14 protein-coding genes are annotated in these 14810 nt (G+C 61.8%); 13 read left to right on the forward strand and 1 reads right to left on the reverse strand.

Going from position 1 to position 14810, the window contains the following annotated elements; all coding sequences use genetic code 11:
- Positions 1 to 13 precede the first annotated feature (13 nt).
- The 12 genes from HMPREF9696_RS03920 (at position 14) to HMPREF9696_RS03975 (ending at position 12700) form a co-directional block, all read left to right on the forward strand.
- Positions 14 to 331 carry an FtsB family cell division protein gene (locus HMPREF9696_RS03920; RefSeq protein ID WP_085946803.1) on the forward strand — a complete coding sequence of 106 codons (318 nt, stop codon included), beginning with the start codon at positions 14 to 16 and terminating at the stop codon, positions 329 to 331.
- 312 nt (positions 332 to 643) lie between these two features.
- Positions 644 to 1684: a pyruvate dehydrogenase (acetyl-transferring) E1 component subunit alpha gene (pdhA, locus tag HMPREF9696_RS03925; protein ID WP_002711652.1), complete on the forward strand. Its 1041-nt coding sequence runs from the start codon at positions 644 to 646 to the stop codon at positions 1682 to 1684.
- 27 nt (positions 1685 to 1711) lie between these two features.
- The gene (locus HMPREF9696_RS03930) at positions 1712 to 3130 is read left to right on the forward strand and encodes a pyruvate dehydrogenase complex E1 component subunit beta (RefSeq protein ID WP_002711653.1); all 1419 of its coding nucleotides are present in this window, start codon (positions 1712 to 1714) and stop codon (positions 3128 to 3130) included.
- A gap of 18 nt (positions 3131 to 3148) precedes the next feature.
- A complete protein-coding gene (locus tag HMPREF9696_RS03935; protein WP_002711654.1) occupies positions 3149 to 4525 on the forward strand; it encodes a pyruvate dehydrogenase complex dihydrolipoamide acetyltransferase in 1377 nt (458 codons plus the stop codon).
- A gap of 13 nt (positions 4526 to 4538) precedes the next feature.
- Positions 4539 to 4994: a hypothetical protein gene (locus HMPREF9696_RS03940; protein ID WP_002711655.1), complete on the forward strand. Its 456-nt coding sequence runs from the start codon at positions 4539 to 4541 to the stop codon at positions 4992 to 4994.
- Positions 4995 to 5053: 59 nt separating this feature from the next.
- Positions 5054 to 5764, forward strand: coding sequence for an SGNH/GDSL hydrolase family protein (locus HMPREF9696_RS03945; RefSeq protein WP_002711656.1), 711 nt, complete (start codon positions 5054 to 5056; stop codon positions 5762 to 5764).
- A 78-nt stretch (positions 5765 to 5842) separates the two neighbouring features.
- Positions 5843 to 7261 carry a dihydrolipoyl dehydrogenase gene (gene lpdA / locus HMPREF9696_RS03950; RefSeq protein ID WP_002711657.1) on the forward strand — a complete coding sequence of 473 codons (1419 nt, stop codon included), beginning with the start codon at positions 5843 to 5845 and terminating at the stop codon, positions 7259 to 7261.
- An 80-nt stretch (positions 7262 to 7341) separates the two neighbouring features.
- The gene (locus tag HMPREF9696_RS03955) at positions 7342 to 8082 is read left to right on the forward strand and encodes a metallophosphoesterase family protein (RefSeq protein ID WP_002711658.1); all 741 of its coding nucleotides are present in this window, start codon (positions 7342 to 7344) and stop codon (positions 8080 to 8082) included.
- Positions 8082 to 9512 (forward strand): serine/threonine protein kinase, encoded by a 1431-nt coding sequence (locus HMPREF9696_RS03960; protein ID WP_002711659.1) that lies wholly within the window; start codon positions 8082 to 8084, stop codon positions 9510 to 9512. The genes HMPREF9696_RS03955 and HMPREF9696_RS03960 overlap by 1 nt, the downstream gene beginning before the upstream one ends.
- An 87-nt stretch (positions 9513 to 9599) precedes the next feature.
- Entirely contained in the window at positions 9600 to 9878 is a 279-nt protein-coding gene (locus HMPREF9696_RS03965) for a GlsB/YeaQ/YmgE family stress response membrane protein (RefSeq protein WP_002711660.1), read from the forward strand.
- A 259-nt stretch (positions 9879 to 10137) separates the two neighbouring features.
- Positions 10138 to 11862: a dihydroxy-acid dehydratase gene (gene ilvD / locus HMPREF9696_RS03970; protein ID WP_002711661.1), complete on the forward strand. Its 1725-nt coding sequence runs from the start codon at positions 10138 to 10140 to the stop codon at positions 11860 to 11862.
- On the forward strand, positions 11849 to 12700 hold the full coding sequence (locus tag HMPREF9696_RS03975; RefSeq protein WP_002711662.1) for a tetratricopeptide repeat protein: 852 nt from the start codon (positions 11849 to 11851) through the stop codon (positions 12698 to 12700). Before ilvD ends, HMPREF9696_RS03975 begins: the two co-directional genes overlap by 14 nt.
- Before the next feature lie 29 nt (positions 12701 to 12729).
- Here HMPREF9696_RS03975 and xth read toward each other — a convergent pair whose 3' ends face one another.
- Entirely contained in the window at positions 12730 to 13515 is a 786-nt protein-coding gene (gene xth / locus HMPREF9696_RS03980; protein WP_002711663.1) for an exodeoxyribonuclease III, read from the reverse strand.
- 150 nt (positions 13516 to 13665) lie between these two features.
- On the opposite strand from xth, the gene HMPREF9696_RS03985 reads away from it, so the two are divergent.
- Complete coding sequence (locus tag HMPREF9696_RS03985; RefSeq protein ID WP_002711664.1) at positions 13666 to 14808, forward strand: efflux RND transporter periplasmic adaptor subunit; 1143 nt, start codon at positions 13666 to 13668, stop codon at positions 14806 to 14808.
- Positions 14809 to 14810 lie beyond the last annotated feature (2 nt).

Below are 14810 nucleotides of genomic sequence, written 5' to 3' on the forward strand. Positions count from 1 at the left end.
CCATCGTGCGTACATGGTTTCACGCACGCGACTCAAAGCAATCATGACCGGCCTCGCGCTCTATGCGATCGCGGCGGCGCTGATTGCCTATTTCGGGGTCAATGCCTACACCGGCAAATACGGCCTCAATGCGCGGCAGGAGCTGGACCACGAAATCGTGCTGCTGACAGCCGAACTGGCCCGGCTCAAAGCCGAACGGGTGGCGGCCGAGCAGAGAGTCTCGTCGCTTCGCTCGGACCGGGTCGATCCCGACATGCTCGACGAGCGCGCACGCTACCAGCTCGACTATGTGCATCCGCGCGACCTTGTCCGGATGATCGGTCAGAACTAGTATTCCGAACTAGATGTTCGCCTGACAGTCTCGCAACACGTCTGCTTGCGAATGACGGATTTTCAAACACACCAGGAACTATGATTCTGGTGATGGTATAACGCGTAGATCTGCGATGCTCTGTGACGGCACGTTGCTTGGCGCAATTTGCCGCAACAGGTTTCAAATTTCAAAAATCCGTCGCTTTCGATTCTAAAGTTGCCCTCGCTGCATTGCGTCATAGATGAGTTCGGCGCTGACGCACGCTTTCCTTTCATGGCGGTATGAGTTGGAGTAGAGAGGATTGTATCCGCTCTCTTATCCGGACATGACATGTCGCCAAAAGAAACGGCCTCAGCGAAGAAAAGCGCAGCCTCCAAAGACGCTGGTAACGGCTCCCGCCATCCGAACAATCTGACATTTTCAAAGGATCAGGAGCTTCACGCGTTTCGCGAGATGATGCTGATCCGCCGCTTCGAGGAAAAGGCGGGCCAGCTCTACGGCATGGGGGCCATCGGCGGTTTCTGCCATCTCTATATCGGTCAGGAAGCCGTGGTGGTCGGCATGCAGATGTCGCTGGAGAAGGGCGACCAGATCATCACCAGCTATCGCGATCATGGTCACATGCTCGCTTGCGGCATGGAGCCCAAGGGGGTGATGGCTGAACTGACAGGACGTGAAGCCGGCTATTCCAAGGGGAAGGGCGGCTCCATGCATATGTTCAGCAAGGAGAAGAACTTTTACGGCGGTCACGGCATTGTCGGGGCGCAGGTTCCGCTCGGCACCGGGCTTGCTTTCGCCAACCGCTATCGCGGCAACAAGAATGTCGCGGTTGCCTATTTCGGCGACGGCGCGGCCAATCAGGGGCAGGTCTACGAGAGCTTCAACATGGCGGAGCTGTGGAAGCTCCCCGTCATCTTCGTTGTCGAGAACAATCGCTACGCCATGGGCACCTCGGTGACCCGCTCGTCGGCACAGACCGATTTCTCCAAGCGTGGCGCATCGTTCAACATTCCCGGCGAACAGGTCGATGGCATGGATGTCCGCGCGGTGAAGGCTGCGGGTGACAAGGCGGTGCAGTGGTGCCGCGAGGGCAACGGTCCCTACATTCTCGAAATGCAGACCTATCGTTACCGCGGACATTCGATGTCCGATCCCGCGAAGTACCGGACCCGCGAGGAAGTGGACAAGGTGCGTCACGACAGCGACCCGATCGAACAGGTGCGCCAGAGACTGCTGGAGTTGAAGGTGAGCGAGCAGGACTTGAAGGCGATCGACGGCGAGGTTCGCGAGATCGTCAACGAGGCGGCGGATTTCGCGCAGCACACGCCAGAGCCGCCTGTGTCAGAGCTTTACACCGACATTTACCGTTAAGCTTGCGAAAGAGAGTCCGGAGCGACCATGCCGATTCAAGTTCTGATGCCCGCGCTTTCGCCGACGATGGAGAAAGGCAACCTCGCCAAATGGCTGAAAAAAGAGGGTGACACGGTCAAGTCCGGCGATGTCATCGCTGAAATCGAAACCGACAAGGCGACGATGGAAGTCGAGGCGACCGATGAAGGCACGCTCGGGAAGATATTGATCCCCGAAGGCACCAGCGACGTTGCGGTCAACACGCCCATCGCAACCATTCTCGCTGACGGCGAAAGCGCCGCCGATCTCGGCAAGGCGCCGGCGGCGGCAAAAGCGCCCGCGCCGAATGTTCAGCAGGAAGTTGCCGAGTCCCGCGCTCCCGTCGGAGAGGGCAAGCCGCAGATCAGCGCACCCGCGACACCGGGCGTTCTGCCGATGCCTGCTCCGATTGCCGAAGCCGATCCGGAAGTGCCGCCCGGCACCGAGATGGTGAAGATGACGGTGCGCGAAGCGCTGCGCGACGCAATGGCCGAGGAAATGCGCCGCGACGAAGACGTCTTCGTCATGGGCGAGGAAGTCGCCGAATATCAGGGCGCCTACAAGATCACGCAGGGTCTTCTGCAGGAGTTCGGCGAACGCCGCGTGATCGATACGCCGATCACCGAGCATGGCTTCGCGGGTGTCGGAGTCGGCGCGGCGATGGCTGGGCTAAAACCCATCGTGGAGTTCATGACCTTCAACTTCGCGATGCAGGCCATCGACCAGATCATCAATTCCGCTGCGAAGACCCTCTACATGTCCGGCGGGCAGATGGGCTGTTCCATCGTGTTCCGCGGCCCGAACGGCGCGGCCGCGCGCGTCGCCGCCCAGCACAGCCAGGACTACTCGGCCTGGTACTCGCAGATTCCGGGCCTCAAGGTTGTATCACCGTATTCGGCGGCGGATGCGAAGGGGTTGCTGAAAGCCGCGATCCGCGATCCCAACCCGGTGATCTTCCTCGAAAACGAAATTCTCTACGGTCACTCCGGTGATGTGCCGAAGCTCGACGACTACGTCATTCCGATCGGCAAGGCGCGCATCGTGCGTTCCGGCAAGGACGTGACGCTGATCGCATGGTCGAACGGCATGACCTATGCGCTGCATGCCGCCGATGAACTCGCCAAGGAAGGCATCGAGGCCGAAGTCATCGACCTGCGTACGCTGCGTCCGCTCGACACCGAGACGATCATCAATTCGGTGAAGAAGACCGGACGCGCAGTTGCCGTCGAAGAAGGCTGGCAGCAGTCCGGTGTCGGCGCGGAAATCGCAGCAAGGATCATGGAGCAGGCGTTCGATTATCTCGATGCGCCCGTGGCGCGTGTGTCCGGCAAGGACGTGCCGATGCCGTATGCGGCGAACCTCGAGAAGCTGGCGCTGCCCTCGGTGGCCGAAGTCGTCGATGCGGCCAAGGCCGTGATGTATCGCTGAGAAAGCGGGAAGAAGATCATGCCGATCAACATTCTGATGCCCGCGCTGTCGCCGACCATGGAGAAGGGCAACCTTGCCAAGTGGCTCAAGAAAGAGGGCGACAAGGTCAAGTCCGGCGATGTGATTGCCGAGATCGAGACCGACAAGGCGACGATGGAAGTCGAGGCCGTCGATGAAGGCACGATCGCGAAGATTCTCGTGCCTGAAGGCACGCAGGACATTCCAGTCAACACCATGATCGCGGTGCTTGCCGGTGACGGCGAGGACGTGAAAGCGGCGGGAGCAGGGGCCGGATCGGCGCCCGCGAAGTCCGAAGCTCCGAAAGCCGAAGCGCCCAAATCTGAAGCACCGAAAGCTGCGGCACCTGCAACTGCGTCAGCACCTGCTGCTGCACCGGCTCCCGCGAAACCCGCTGCTGCGCCTGCCGCTGCGGCCGCTCCTGCGCAGAGCGATGGTGCACGTATTTTCTCGTCGCCCTTGGCGCGCCGTCTCGCCAAGGAAGCGGGTATCGACCTGTCGCGCGTGACCGGCACCGGCCCGCATGGCCGCGTGGTCGCCCGTGACATCGGCGAAGCCAAATCCGGCAAGGGCCTCAAGCCTGCGGCCGCTGCGGGCGCGCCTGCCGCCAGCGCAGGCGCAATCGGCGCGCCGGCGATGTCGGATCAGCAGATCCTCGCGCTGTACGAGGAAGGCGCTTACGAAAGCATCCCGCATGACTCCATGCGCCGGACGATTGCGCAGCGTCTCACCGCTGCGACCAATTCGATGCCGACGTTCTACCTCACGGTGGATTGCGATCTCGGCAAGCTCAATGCGGCGCGCGAGGAGATCAATGCTGCCGCGGGCAAGAACGCGGACGGCAAGCCACTTTACAAGCTCTCGGTGAATGACTTCGTCATCAAGGCGATGGCGATCGCGCTGCAGAAGATTCCGGAAGCCAACGTGTCGTGGACGGAAGCTGCGATGCTCCGCCACAGGCATTCGGACATCGGCGTCGCCGTGGCGCTGCCGTTCGGCCTGATTACGCCGATCATCCGGCAAGCCGAAGTGAAAACGCTCTCGGCCATCTCCAACGAGATGAAGGACCTCGCCGCGCGCGCGAAGGGCAAGAAGCTCAAGCCGAACGAATATCAGGGCGGCACATCGTCGGTGTCGAACCTCGGCATGTACGGCATCAAGGATTTTACCGCGGTGATCAATCCGCCGCAGTCCTCGATCCTGGCCGTCGGCACCAGCGAGGAGCGCGCCGTGGTCCGCAACGGTCAGATCGTCGCCGCCAGCATGATGAGCGTGACCCTGTCCTGCGATCATCGCGCGATCGATGGTGCGCTGGGCGCGGAACTGATCACGGCCTTCAAGAAGCTGATCGAAAATCCGGTGATGATGGTCGTGTAGGCCGGGAGCGCGCATGCGCCGGTTTCTGGTTATCGTTCTGGCCTGCGCGCTCGGTTTGGCCGTCGCCTTCGCTTTCGGTCTCGCAGCCGACTTGCTGCGGCCATGCACGGGCGAAGGGCTGTCCTGTTCGATGACCAAGGTGATCGGGTTTATCTACACGCCGGTCTTCAGCGCTGTTGCGCTGATCTGTTTCACGGCCGCTGTATTCTGGAAAGGCGGGCGCGCTCTGAACGTCGCGCTGCTGCTGCCGTTGGTGCCGTTTCTGTTGCTGGTCTTGGTGTTGAAGTACTCGGATATCTCGGTGCGCGAGTTTCGTGAAATTCGCGAGCACGACATTCAGGAAATCCTGCAGATCGCCATTCCCATCATCCTGACCCTGATCGTCCCATGGGCCTTGCTTCGGCGTTTTGCGACCTGGCTCGAACCCGGCAACGTCGCCGGCACATCTTTCAGCGGAGGCGTCCGCTGAGGAACTCCGCAACCATCGGATCGGAAGGCTGGGCGCTGTCCGCTGTTGCGGGCGCGGTCATGGTGCTGTGCGCGAGCACGGCAGCGCTTGCGTTGACTCGCCCGAAGGTCGCCAAACTGCCTGTCGCGCCGAAATCCGTTTTGTTCGTCGGAAACAGCTATTTTTACTACAACAACAGCCTGCACGATCATGTGCTCAATCTGTTGCGCAGCGCCGATCCCGCCGGAACATACACCGCGACCTCCGCGACCATCAGCGGTGCGTCGCTGACCATGCACGATGTGGACAGATTGCTTTCGTCGCACAGGCGCAGGGAATTCGATGCCGTCATCATGATGGATTGCAGTTGGTGCGCGGTCGATCGTACATCTGTCTTCAGGAAAACCGTTGCGAAAGACGTTGCAATCGTCCGCAGGCACCGGGCCGCGCCGGTGCTGTTCATGACATGGGCCTATGCCGACAAGCCGCAGATGATCGGTGCGCTTTCGGACGTCTATACGGCGGCAGGCAATGACAACAACGCGCTGGTCGTTCCGGCCGGGCTGGCGTTTGCACGGTCGCTGTCGCAGCGGCCAGAGCTCGCGCTCTATGTGCCGGACCGGAGCCATCCAACTCTTGCGGGAACGTATCTCGCGGCCTGCGTGGTGATGGCGTCGGTCTATCGGCGCTCGCCGGTCGGCAATGCCTATCGTGCGGGTCTCGATGACGGGACCGCGGCGTTTCTGCAAACCATCGCGTGGGACACCGTGCAGGACTACTACAGGCAATAATTGAGGGAAGCGCCGGCAGGGCGACGCCAGCCGCTTTCGATGTTAGATTTGTTCGCTACCGGGTGAATGGAGTTTGTTATGGCTGATACATCCTTCGACGTTGTCGTGATTGGCTCCGGCCCCGGCGGGTACGTGACCGCGATCCGCGCCGCGCAACTCGGCTTCAAGACAGCCATTGTCGAGAAGGCCTATCTCGGCGGCATCTGCAACAACTGGGGCTGTATCCCGACCAAGGCGCTGCTGCGCTCGGCGGAAATCTATCACTACATGAAACACGCCAAGGATTACGGCCTGTCGGCGGACAATGTATCGTTCGATCCGAAAGCGGTGATCGCGCGCTCGCGCGGCGTGGTGAAGCGCCTCAACGGCGGCGTCGAATTCCTGATGAAGAAGAACAAGATTTCGATCATCTGGGGCGAGGCCATATTGGATGCGCCCGGCAAGTTCACGGTGAAGAAGTCCGCCGCCGAAGCGCCGAAGGGATCGCTGGGTGAGGGCACCTACACCGCCAAGCATATCATCGTCGCGACCGGTGCGCGGCCGCGCGTGCTGCCGGGTCTCGAGCCGGACAAGAAGCTGGTCTGGACCTACTTCGAGGCGATGAACCCCGACAAGATGCCGAAGTCCCTGCTGGTCGTCGGCTCCGGCGCCATCGGCATCGAGTTCGCTTCGTTCTATCGCACCATGGGGGCGGAGGTGACCGTGGTCGAGGTGTTGCCGCAGATCCTGCCGGTCGAGGATGCGGAGATCGCAGCCTTCGCCCGCAAGCAGTTCGAGAAACAGGGCATCAAGGTGATGTCGGGCACCAAGGTCACCAAGCTCGACAAGAAAGCAGACAGCGTGGTCGCCACCATCGACGATGGAAAGAAGCCGTTCACGCTGGAAGTGGATCGCGTGATTTCAGCGGTCGGCGTGGTCGGAAATATCGAAGGCTTCGGACTCGAAAAGCTCGGTGTGAAGACCGATCGCGGCTGCATCGTCATCGACGGCTATGGCAAGACCAACGTGCCGGGCATCTATGCCATCGGCGATGTCGCAGGTCCTCCGATGCTGGCGCACAAGGCGGAGCACGAGGGCGTGATTTGCGTCGAGGCCATCAAGGGGCTGCATCCGCATCCGATGGACAAGACCTTGATCCCGGGCTGCACGTATTGCCATCCGCAGATCGCGTCGGTTGGCCTCACTGAAGCGAAAGCGAAGGAAGCCGGCAAGGACATCCGGGTCGGGCGCTTCCCGTTCGTCGGCAACGGCAAGGCCATTGCGCAAGGCGAAGACCAGGGCATGGTGAAGGTAATCTTCGACAAGAGGACCGGACAACTGCTCGGCGCGCATATGACGGGTCACGAAGTGACCGAACTCATTCAGGGCTTCGTCGTCGCCATGAATCTGGAAACCACCGAGGAAGAACTTTTCCACACCATCTTCCCGCATCCGACCATTTCGGAGACCATGAAGGAAGCGGTGCTCGATGCTTACGGGCGCGTGCTGAACATGTAGCCGGCGACCTGGCGCCTGATCCAGATCAAGGCGCGAGGCTTTGAAGAGGCCTGCAATCGTCAGTGTGAGGACAGTCCGACGTGCTGATTGCAGCGTTTGCCGATATCCATGCCAACCGTCAGGCGTTCGAGGCCTGCCTTGCGCGCGCGAGAAAAGATGGCGCGGAGAAAATCTATCTGCTCGGCGACATTGTGGGGTATGGCGCGGACCCGGACTGGTGCGTGCAGACGGCGATGGACCTGGTCGGGCAGGGCGCGCTAGCCGTGCGCGGCAATCATGACAACGCCATTGCCGTTCCCAATGAGCGCATGAATGCAAAGGCGCAACTCGCGATCGAATGGACGCGGAATGTGCTGGGGCAAGCCGAGCGGCGCTTTCTCGCGGAGTTACCCTTGGCGCTTGAAGACGCCGGACGTCTTCTTGTCCACGCCGATGCCACCGCGCCGGCCAGGTGGCATTATGTGACCGACGGCCAGAGCGCGGCCCAAAGTCTGGAAGCGACGCAATTGCCGCTGACGCTGTGCGGCCACGTCCACATCCCGGCGCTCTACTCGCTCTCGTCGGTTGGAAAGATCACGCCGTTCACCCCGAAGACAGGCGTGCCGATCCAGTTGTTGAAGGGCCGGCAATGGCTCGCCGTTCTGGGCTCCGTTGGCCAGCCGCGCGACGGCAATCCGGCGGCGTCCTATCTCATGCTCGACACCGATCGCAACGAGATCACCTTCTGCCGCGCGGCGTATGATATCGACGCGGCTGCCGCGCGGATTCGCGACAACGGACTGCCCCCATCGCTCGCCGAGCGATTGTACGAGGGGCATTGATGGCCAAACCAGATCTCGTTCCCGGCGAAGTGCTGGACGGGTTCCTCGTGGAGGAACAACTGCATCGCGGCGGCATGGCGACGCTGTGGCAAGTATCACATCCGGATCATCCGGAGCCGATGCTGATGAAAGTGCCGCGGTTCGGTGACAGTCCGGATCCTGCTGCCATCGTCAGCTTCGAGATGGAGCAGATGATCCTGCCGCGCCTCTCTGGCGTCCACGTCCCGAAATTCATTGCAGCCGGTGACTTCGCGACACCGCAGCCTTACATCGTGATGGAGCGCATTCCCGGCAACACGCTTTACAAGCGATTGCCGGACCTTCCGCTGCCGTATGACGAAGTTGTCGGGATCGGGATCAAGGTCGCAACGGCGCTGGACGATCTGCATCGGCAGAACGTCGTGCATCTCGACCTCAAGCCAAGCAACATCATGTTCCGGCCGACGGGCGAGGCGGTGCTGATCGACTATGGCCTGTCGCATCACGATCATCTGCCCGATCTGATGCTGGAGGAGTTTCGCGTTCCGTTCGGGACCGCGCCTTACATGGCGCCCGAACAACTGCTGGACATCCGCAACGATCCCCGCAGCGATCTGTTCGCGCTCGGTGTGCTGCTTTACTTTTTCACGACAGGCGAGCGGCCGTTCGGTGAATCGGAAACGTTGAGCGGGATGCGGCGGCGGCTTTGGCGCGACCCGGTTCCGCCGCGCCGCCTGCGGCCGGACTATCCTCCTTGGCTGCAGGAAATCGTGCTGCACTGTCTCGCGGTGCAGCCGGCATGGCGCTATTCGTCGGCCCGGCAGCTTGCCTTCGATCTCGGCAATCCCGATCAGGTCAAGCTCACCGCACGCGCCGAAAGGCTGAAACGTGACGGGCTCGCCACCGTCATCCGTCGGCGCTTCAACGACGAGCTTATGCTGGCGCAGCCGCGGCCGGATATCGCCTCGCACCTGGCCCAGGTTCCGATCGTCGCTGTCGCTATCAATCTCGATGACTCCGGTGAGGCTCTCAACGAAGCCCTTCGCACGGAGGCCGCGCGCATTGTCAGCGCCGTTCCCCGCGCGCGACTTGCTTGTGTCAACGTGCTCAAGCTCGCACGCCTTGCCGTCGATCACGCGCTGGATGAGGAGGGACACAGCAAGCATATCGGCCGACTCGCCGAGTTGAAGAACTGGGCGCGGACGCTTGGACTCGGCGAGGAGAGTTATACGGTTCATGTGATCGAAGCCTTCGATCCGGCGAACGCCATTATCGAGTTCGCCAGCTCCAATCTGGTCGATCACATTCTGATCGGAGCGCGGGAAAAGTCGTTCCGGAAGAAGGTCCTTGGCAGCGTATCGGCCAAGGTCGCGGCGGAGGCGCCGTGCAGTGTTACAGTTGTCCGTCCGACTCGCCTGCGGCCAGGTCACGATGCAGAAGGGCGGGCCTAGCGGGGTTACTCCGGCGGCGTAAGCGTGCTGCCACACCGTTCTGCTAAAATCGGGCTATGATTCAATAGGCAATGAGGGAATTCGACGATGAACGAAGCACAGGCGTTTCTGAGCCAGCCCGGGGTGGGTTTCTTCACCATGCTCCTGATCGGCGCCATCGCTGGCTGGATCGCGGAGCGGGTCACCTCGTCGGACCACGGCATCTTTACCAACATCCTTGTCGGCATTGCCGGATCGTTCGTCGGCGCGAAACTGGCCGAGATCGCGGAAGTGCCCGTGTTCGGCTTCTGGCGCACGCTGGTTTCAGCCGCCATCGGTGCGGTGATCCTGCTGTTTGCCTGGCGCATGATCCGCGGCGGGCGTTAAACCGCGCGGATGCTGAGGTCCGAAGACAGGCGCGGCTTCGTTGCCGCGCCGCAACGTATGTTGCGGCTCTACAACACTTTGTGAACATTTAACCCTTGCCCCAGCAAGCGCTTGCGCGCGCCGCTATTTAGCCACACGCCTCCATGAGATCATTTCTTCGTAGGCTGAATGCTGCGGCCTCCGCGATGACATTGGAAGAAACTCCCATTTTCAGGGGTTTTCCGGATCTTCGCGGACGGACCGCGGGACAAGGGTCACGATGGACGCGAAGACCAACATCAAGGCGCGACTGCCAAGCCGTCATGTGACGGAAGGTCCCGCGCGCGCGCCCCATCGGTCCTACCTCTATGCCATGGGCCTCACCACCGAGCAGATTCACCAGCCGTTCGTCGGCGTGGCGTCGTGCTGGAACGAGGCCGCTCCCTGCAATATCTCCCTGATGCGCCAAGCCCAGGCTGCCAAGAAGGGCGTCGCCTCGGCGGGCGGCACCCCCCGCGAATTCTGCACCATCACCGTGACCGACGGTATCGCCATGGGCCATGACGGCATGCGCTCGTCGCTTCCGTCGCGCGAAACCATTGCGGACTCGGTGGAATTGACCGTCCGCGGCCATTCCTACGATGCCCTGATCGGGCTGGCCGGTTGCGACAAGTCGCTGCCCGGCATGATGATGGCCATGCTGCGGCTCAACGTGCCGTCGATCTTCATCTATGGCGGGTCGATCCTGCCCGGCAACTTCCGGGGCCAGCAGGTCACCGTCCAGGACATGTTCGAGGCGGTCGGCAAGCACTCGGTCGGCGAAATGTCCGACGAGGATCTGGACGAAATCGAGCGGGTGGCGTGCCCGTCGGCGGGCGCCTGCGGCGCCCAGTTTACCGCCAACACCATGGCGACCGTGTCCGAGGCCATCGGTCTGGCCCTGCCGTATTCGGCCGGGGCGCCTGCGCCTTACGAAATCCGGGACAGCTTCTGCATGGCGGCGGGCGAAAAGATCATGGAATTGATCGCCAAGAACATCCGCCCGCGCGACATCGTCACCCGCAAGTCATTGGAAAACGCCGCGGCCGTCGTCGCGGCCTCGGGCGGCTCCACCAATGCCGCGCTGCATCTGCCCGCGATGGCCCATGAATGCGGCATTGAATTCGATCTGTTCGACGTTGCCGAAATCTTCAAAAAGACACCGTATATCGCGGATTTGAAGCCGGGCGGTCGTTATGTCGCCAAAGATATGTTCGAGGCTGGTGGAATACCGCTTCTGATGAAGACGCTGCTTGATCACGGATATCTGCACGGCGACTGCATGACGGTCACCGGCCGCACCATTGCCGAAAACCTCAAGAGCGTGAAATGGAATCCGCATCAGGATGTGGTGCGTCCTGCCGACAAGCCGATCACCGTGACCGGTGGCGTTGTCGGCATGAAGGGCAATCTCGCGCCGGACGGCGCGATTGTGAAAGTCGCTGGAATGTCGGTGTTGAAGTTCACGGGACCTGCGCGTTGCTTCGATTGCGAAGAAGATGCGTTCGAGTCCGTCAACAACAGGACCTACAAGGAAGGCGACGTGATCGTGATCCGCTACGAGGGCCCCAAAGGCGGCCCCGGCATGCGCGAAATGCTTCAGACCACCGCGGCGCTGACCGGCCAGGGCATGGGCGGCAAGGTGGCTCTCATCACCGACGGACGTTTCTCCGGCGCCACGCGCGGTTTCTGCGTTGGCCATGTCGGGCCGGAGGCTGCCGTCGGCGGTCCCATCGGGCTGATCCGCGACGGCGACATGATCGAACTTGATGCGGTCAACGGCACACTCCAAGTTAAGTTGACAGACGAAGAGTTGGCCGAACGCAGGAAGGCGTGGACTCCGCGCGAAACCTCGGTCGGTTCCGGCGTGCTCTGGAAATATGCCCAGCAGGTCGGCCCTGCGGTCAAGGGCGCGGTGACCCATCCGGGCGGGTCGGCTGAAAAGGTGTGCTATGCGGACATCTGAGCGCATGTACATCAGGAAGAATCTGGGCCTTGCCGCCACCCTGACGTTCGCCGTTTTCGCGGCGGCCCCAGCCATGGCCTTCGAGGGCACACAGCCGGGCGGGCAGGAGGTTGCGCTGCCGATGGTTCCTGCCCCCGGCGGCATCGGCCTCATCAAGAAGCCCGTTCCGCCAGCCGATATTCCGCAGGCGGCTCCTGCTGCCTCGCTAACGGCCCTGCAGTACGCCGCCGAAGGCGGGCATCCGATCGCGCAGTGGAAACTCGGGCGCATGTACGCCAGGGGCGACGGCGTGGCGCAGGATGACCTGCGCGCCTACGACTATTTCAGCAAGATCGCGAATGCCCATGCGGAAGATTCTCCGTCTGCGCCGCAGGCCGCGATCGTCGCCAATGCCTTCGTTGCGCTGGGTCGTTACTACGTGTCCGGCATCCCGAACTCGAAAGTGAAGCCCGATCCGGAACGGGCACGCGAGATGTTCTCCTACGCCGCCTCGTATTTCGGCAACGCCGAAGCCCAGTACAATCTGGCGCGGATGTATCTCGATGGCGTCGGCATGCCGCCCGACTCCAAGTACGGCATCCGCTGGCTTGGCCTTGCCGCGCGCAAGGGCCAGCATCAGGCGCAGGCGCTGCTCGGCCAGATGCTGTTCAACGGCAAGGGCCTGCAGCGGCAGGCCGCGCGCGGACTGATGTGGCTGACGCTCGCGCAGGACAGCGCCGCGCCGGATGAAGTCTGGATCAAGGACAGCTACAAGACCGCGATGGCCAAGGCGTCGGACGATGACCGCGCCATGGCTCTGCAGATGCTGGAGCGCTGGGTGCAGGGCCGGCGGGATTGAACCGTTCGCTTCGCGAACTGCACCGCTATCTAGTTCAGATCGAGATCGATCCACACCGGAACGTGATCTGACGCCTTTTCCCAACCGCGCACATGCTTGTCGATGCCGGCATCCATCAACCTGTCGCTGGCCTGCGGCGACAGCAGCAGGTGGTCGATCCGGATGCCGTTGTTCTTAGGCCATGCGCCGGCCTGATAATCCCAGAAGGTGTACTGTCCCGGCTGGTCATTGACCGCGCGGAACGCGTCGGTGAGGCCGAGGTTGAGCAGGGCGCGGAAACGCTCGCGGGTCTTGGGCAGGAACAGCGCATCGTTCGCCCAGGCCGCCGGGTTATAAACGTCGCCATTGGCGGGAATGACGTTGAAATCACCCGCCAGAACCAGCGGCTGCTCGCCTTTCATGCGCTCTTTCGTATAATCAAGAAGTCGTTCCATCCATTTGATTTTGTAAGGATATTTCTCTGTTTCCGGAGGGTTCCCGTTGGGCAGGTAAAGGCACGCGATCCGCAGCGAGCCGCTCGGATACGACACCACGCCTTCGAGGAAACGGGCGTGCAGGTCGTCGGGATCGCCGCCGAGACGGGGCGTGGTTTCGTCGAAACGATACTTCGACAACAGCGCCACGCCGTTGAAGGTCTTCTGCCCATGGGTGACCACGTTGTAGCCGAGCGCCTCGATCGGCTCGCGCGGGAACGCCTCGTCCATGCACTTGATCTCCTGCAGGCAGACGATGTCCGGCTCGCGCTCCCTGAGCCATGTGAGCAGGTGATCCAGCCGCTGCCGGATGGAATTCACGTTCCAGGTGGCGATCCGCATGGGCAGTCCGTTAGCTAAATGAGCGATATTTCATGTGTGTGGCGTACCACGATCCCGGCGGGTGTGATAAGCCGGATGCAAATAACGCTGGAAAACCAGTGGAAAGGGAGACAGGGCCGTCCGCCGGGAGCGGGACCGCGCCTGTAAGGCATGATGACGGGTTCAACTTTCAAGAAGCGCGGTTTGCTGATCGCCGGCCTTTGTGTCGTTGCGGTAGCCGTTTACGCGACGCGCGACATGTGGACGGGCGGCACGGCCCCGGCAAGGCAGGCGCCACGGCCGCGCGCGGTTTCCGTGGAAATCGCAAAGGCGGAGAAGAAGCAGGTTCCTGTGGACGTGGATTCCATCGGAACGGTGGTGCCGATTTCGAGTGTTGCGCTGAAATCGCGGCTGGAGACCACCATCATTGCGGTTCACTTCGAGGACGGCGCGCGGGTGAAGCAGGGCGATCTGCTGTTCACGCTCGATTCCCGCCAGATCGACGCGCAGATCGCGCAGGCCGAAGGCAACCTTGCGCGTGATCGTTCGCAGCTTGCCGCCGCTGACCGCGACATGAAGCGTTTCAACGAATTGATCGGCAAGGGCGCCACCACGCAGGTCAATGTCGACAACGCCAAGACCGCGTTCGACAACGCCACCGCGACCATTCAGGCCGATGAGGCTATCCTCGACAATCTCAAGGTTCAGAAAAGCTTCACTCTGATCAAAGCGCCGATCAGCGGCCGGATCAGCGCGGCCTCGGTCAAGGTCGGCAACTTCGTGCGGCCTGCGGACACATCGCCGCTCGCCACCATCAACCAGATGGCGCCGGTTTACGTGGCCTTTGCCATTCCGCAGCGTGTGCTGAGTGATCTGCGTGACGCGATGAAAGACGGCAAATCGTCGGTGACCGCGACCATTCCAGGCAATGACAAGTCTGAAACCGGCACCGTGGCGATGGTCGAGAATGCGGTCGACGCCACCACCGGCATGGTGACGGTTCGCGGCATGATGGGCAACGAGAGCGAGGTTCTCTGGCCCGGCGTTCTCGTCAATGCGACTCTGACGATCCGGACCGAGAGCGCTGTTGTTGTGCCTTCGGTCGCTGTGCAGCGGAGCCAGACCGGCAACTTTGTGTTCATGGTCAAGGACGGGAAGGCGCAGATGCAGCCGGTGACGGTCAATCGCACCTTCCGTGGTCATTCGGTGATCGAAAGCGGCCTTCAGGGCGGCGAGGATGTCGTCATCGACGGACAATTGCTGCTGTCCAACGGCTCGCCCGTCGAACCGCGCAGCCGCAAGGCCGGAGCGTAATT

Origin of the sequence: Afipia clevelandensis ATCC 49720, assembly GCF_000336555.1 — a bacterium.
Taxonomy (GTDB): domain Bacteria; phylum Pseudomonadota; class Alphaproteobacteria; order Rhizobiales; family Xanthobacteraceae; genus Afipia; species Afipia clevelandensis.

Bases quoted from the DNA above. Each gene is read 5' to 3' on its own strand.
- HMPREF9696_RS03920 (WP_085946803.1), top strand. From the start codon at position 14: ATGGTTTCACGCACGCGACTCAAAGCAATCATGACCGGCCTCGCGCTC.
- pdhA (WP_002711652.1), top strand. From the start codon at position 644: ATGTCGCCAAAAGAAACGGCCTCAGCGAAGAAAAGCGCAGCCTCCAAA.
- HMPREF9696_RS03930 (WP_002711653.1), top strand. From the start codon at position 1,712: ATGCCGATTCAAGTTCTGATGCCCGCGCTTTCGCCGACGATGGAGAAA.
- HMPREF9696_RS03935 (WP_002711654.1), top strand. From the start codon at position 3,149: ATGCCGATCAACATTCTGATGCCCGCGCTGTCGCCGACCATGGAGAAG.
- HMPREF9696_RS03940 (WP_002711655.1), top strand. From the start codon at position 4,539: ATGCGCCGGTTTCTGGTTATCGTTCTGGCCTGCGCGCTCGGTTTGGCC.
- HMPREF9696_RS03945 (WP_002711656.1), top strand. From the start codon at position 5,054: ATGGTGCTGTGCGCGAGCACGGCAGCGCTTGCGTTGACTCGCCCGAAG.
- lpdA (WP_002711657.1), top strand. From the start codon at position 5,843: ATGGCTGATACATCCTTCGACGTTGTCGTGATTGGCTCCGGCCCCGGC.
- HMPREF9696_RS03960 (WP_002711659.1), top strand. From the start codon at position 8,082: ATGGCCAAACCAGATCTCGTTCCCGGCGAAGTGCTGGACGGGTTCCTC.
- HMPREF9696_RS03965 (WP_002711660.1), top strand. From the start codon at position 9,600: ATGAACGAAGCACAGGCGTTTCTGAGCCAGCCCGGGGTGGGTTTCTTC.
- ilvD (WP_002711661.1), top strand. From the start codon at position 10,138: ATGGACGCGAAGACCAACATCAAGGCGCGACTGCCAAGCCGTCATGTG.
- HMPREF9696_RS03975 (WP_002711662.1), top strand. From the start codon at position 11,849: ATGCGGACATCTGAGCGCATGTACATCAGGAAGAATCTGGGCCTTGCC.
- xth (WP_002711663.1), bottom strand. From the start codon at position 13,515: ATGCGGATCGCCACCTGGAACGTGAATTCCATCCGGCAGCGGCTGGAT.
- HMPREF9696_RS03985 (WP_002711664.1), top strand. From the start codon at position 13,666: ATGATGACGGGTTCAACTTTCAAGAAGCGCGGTTTGCTGATCGCCGGC.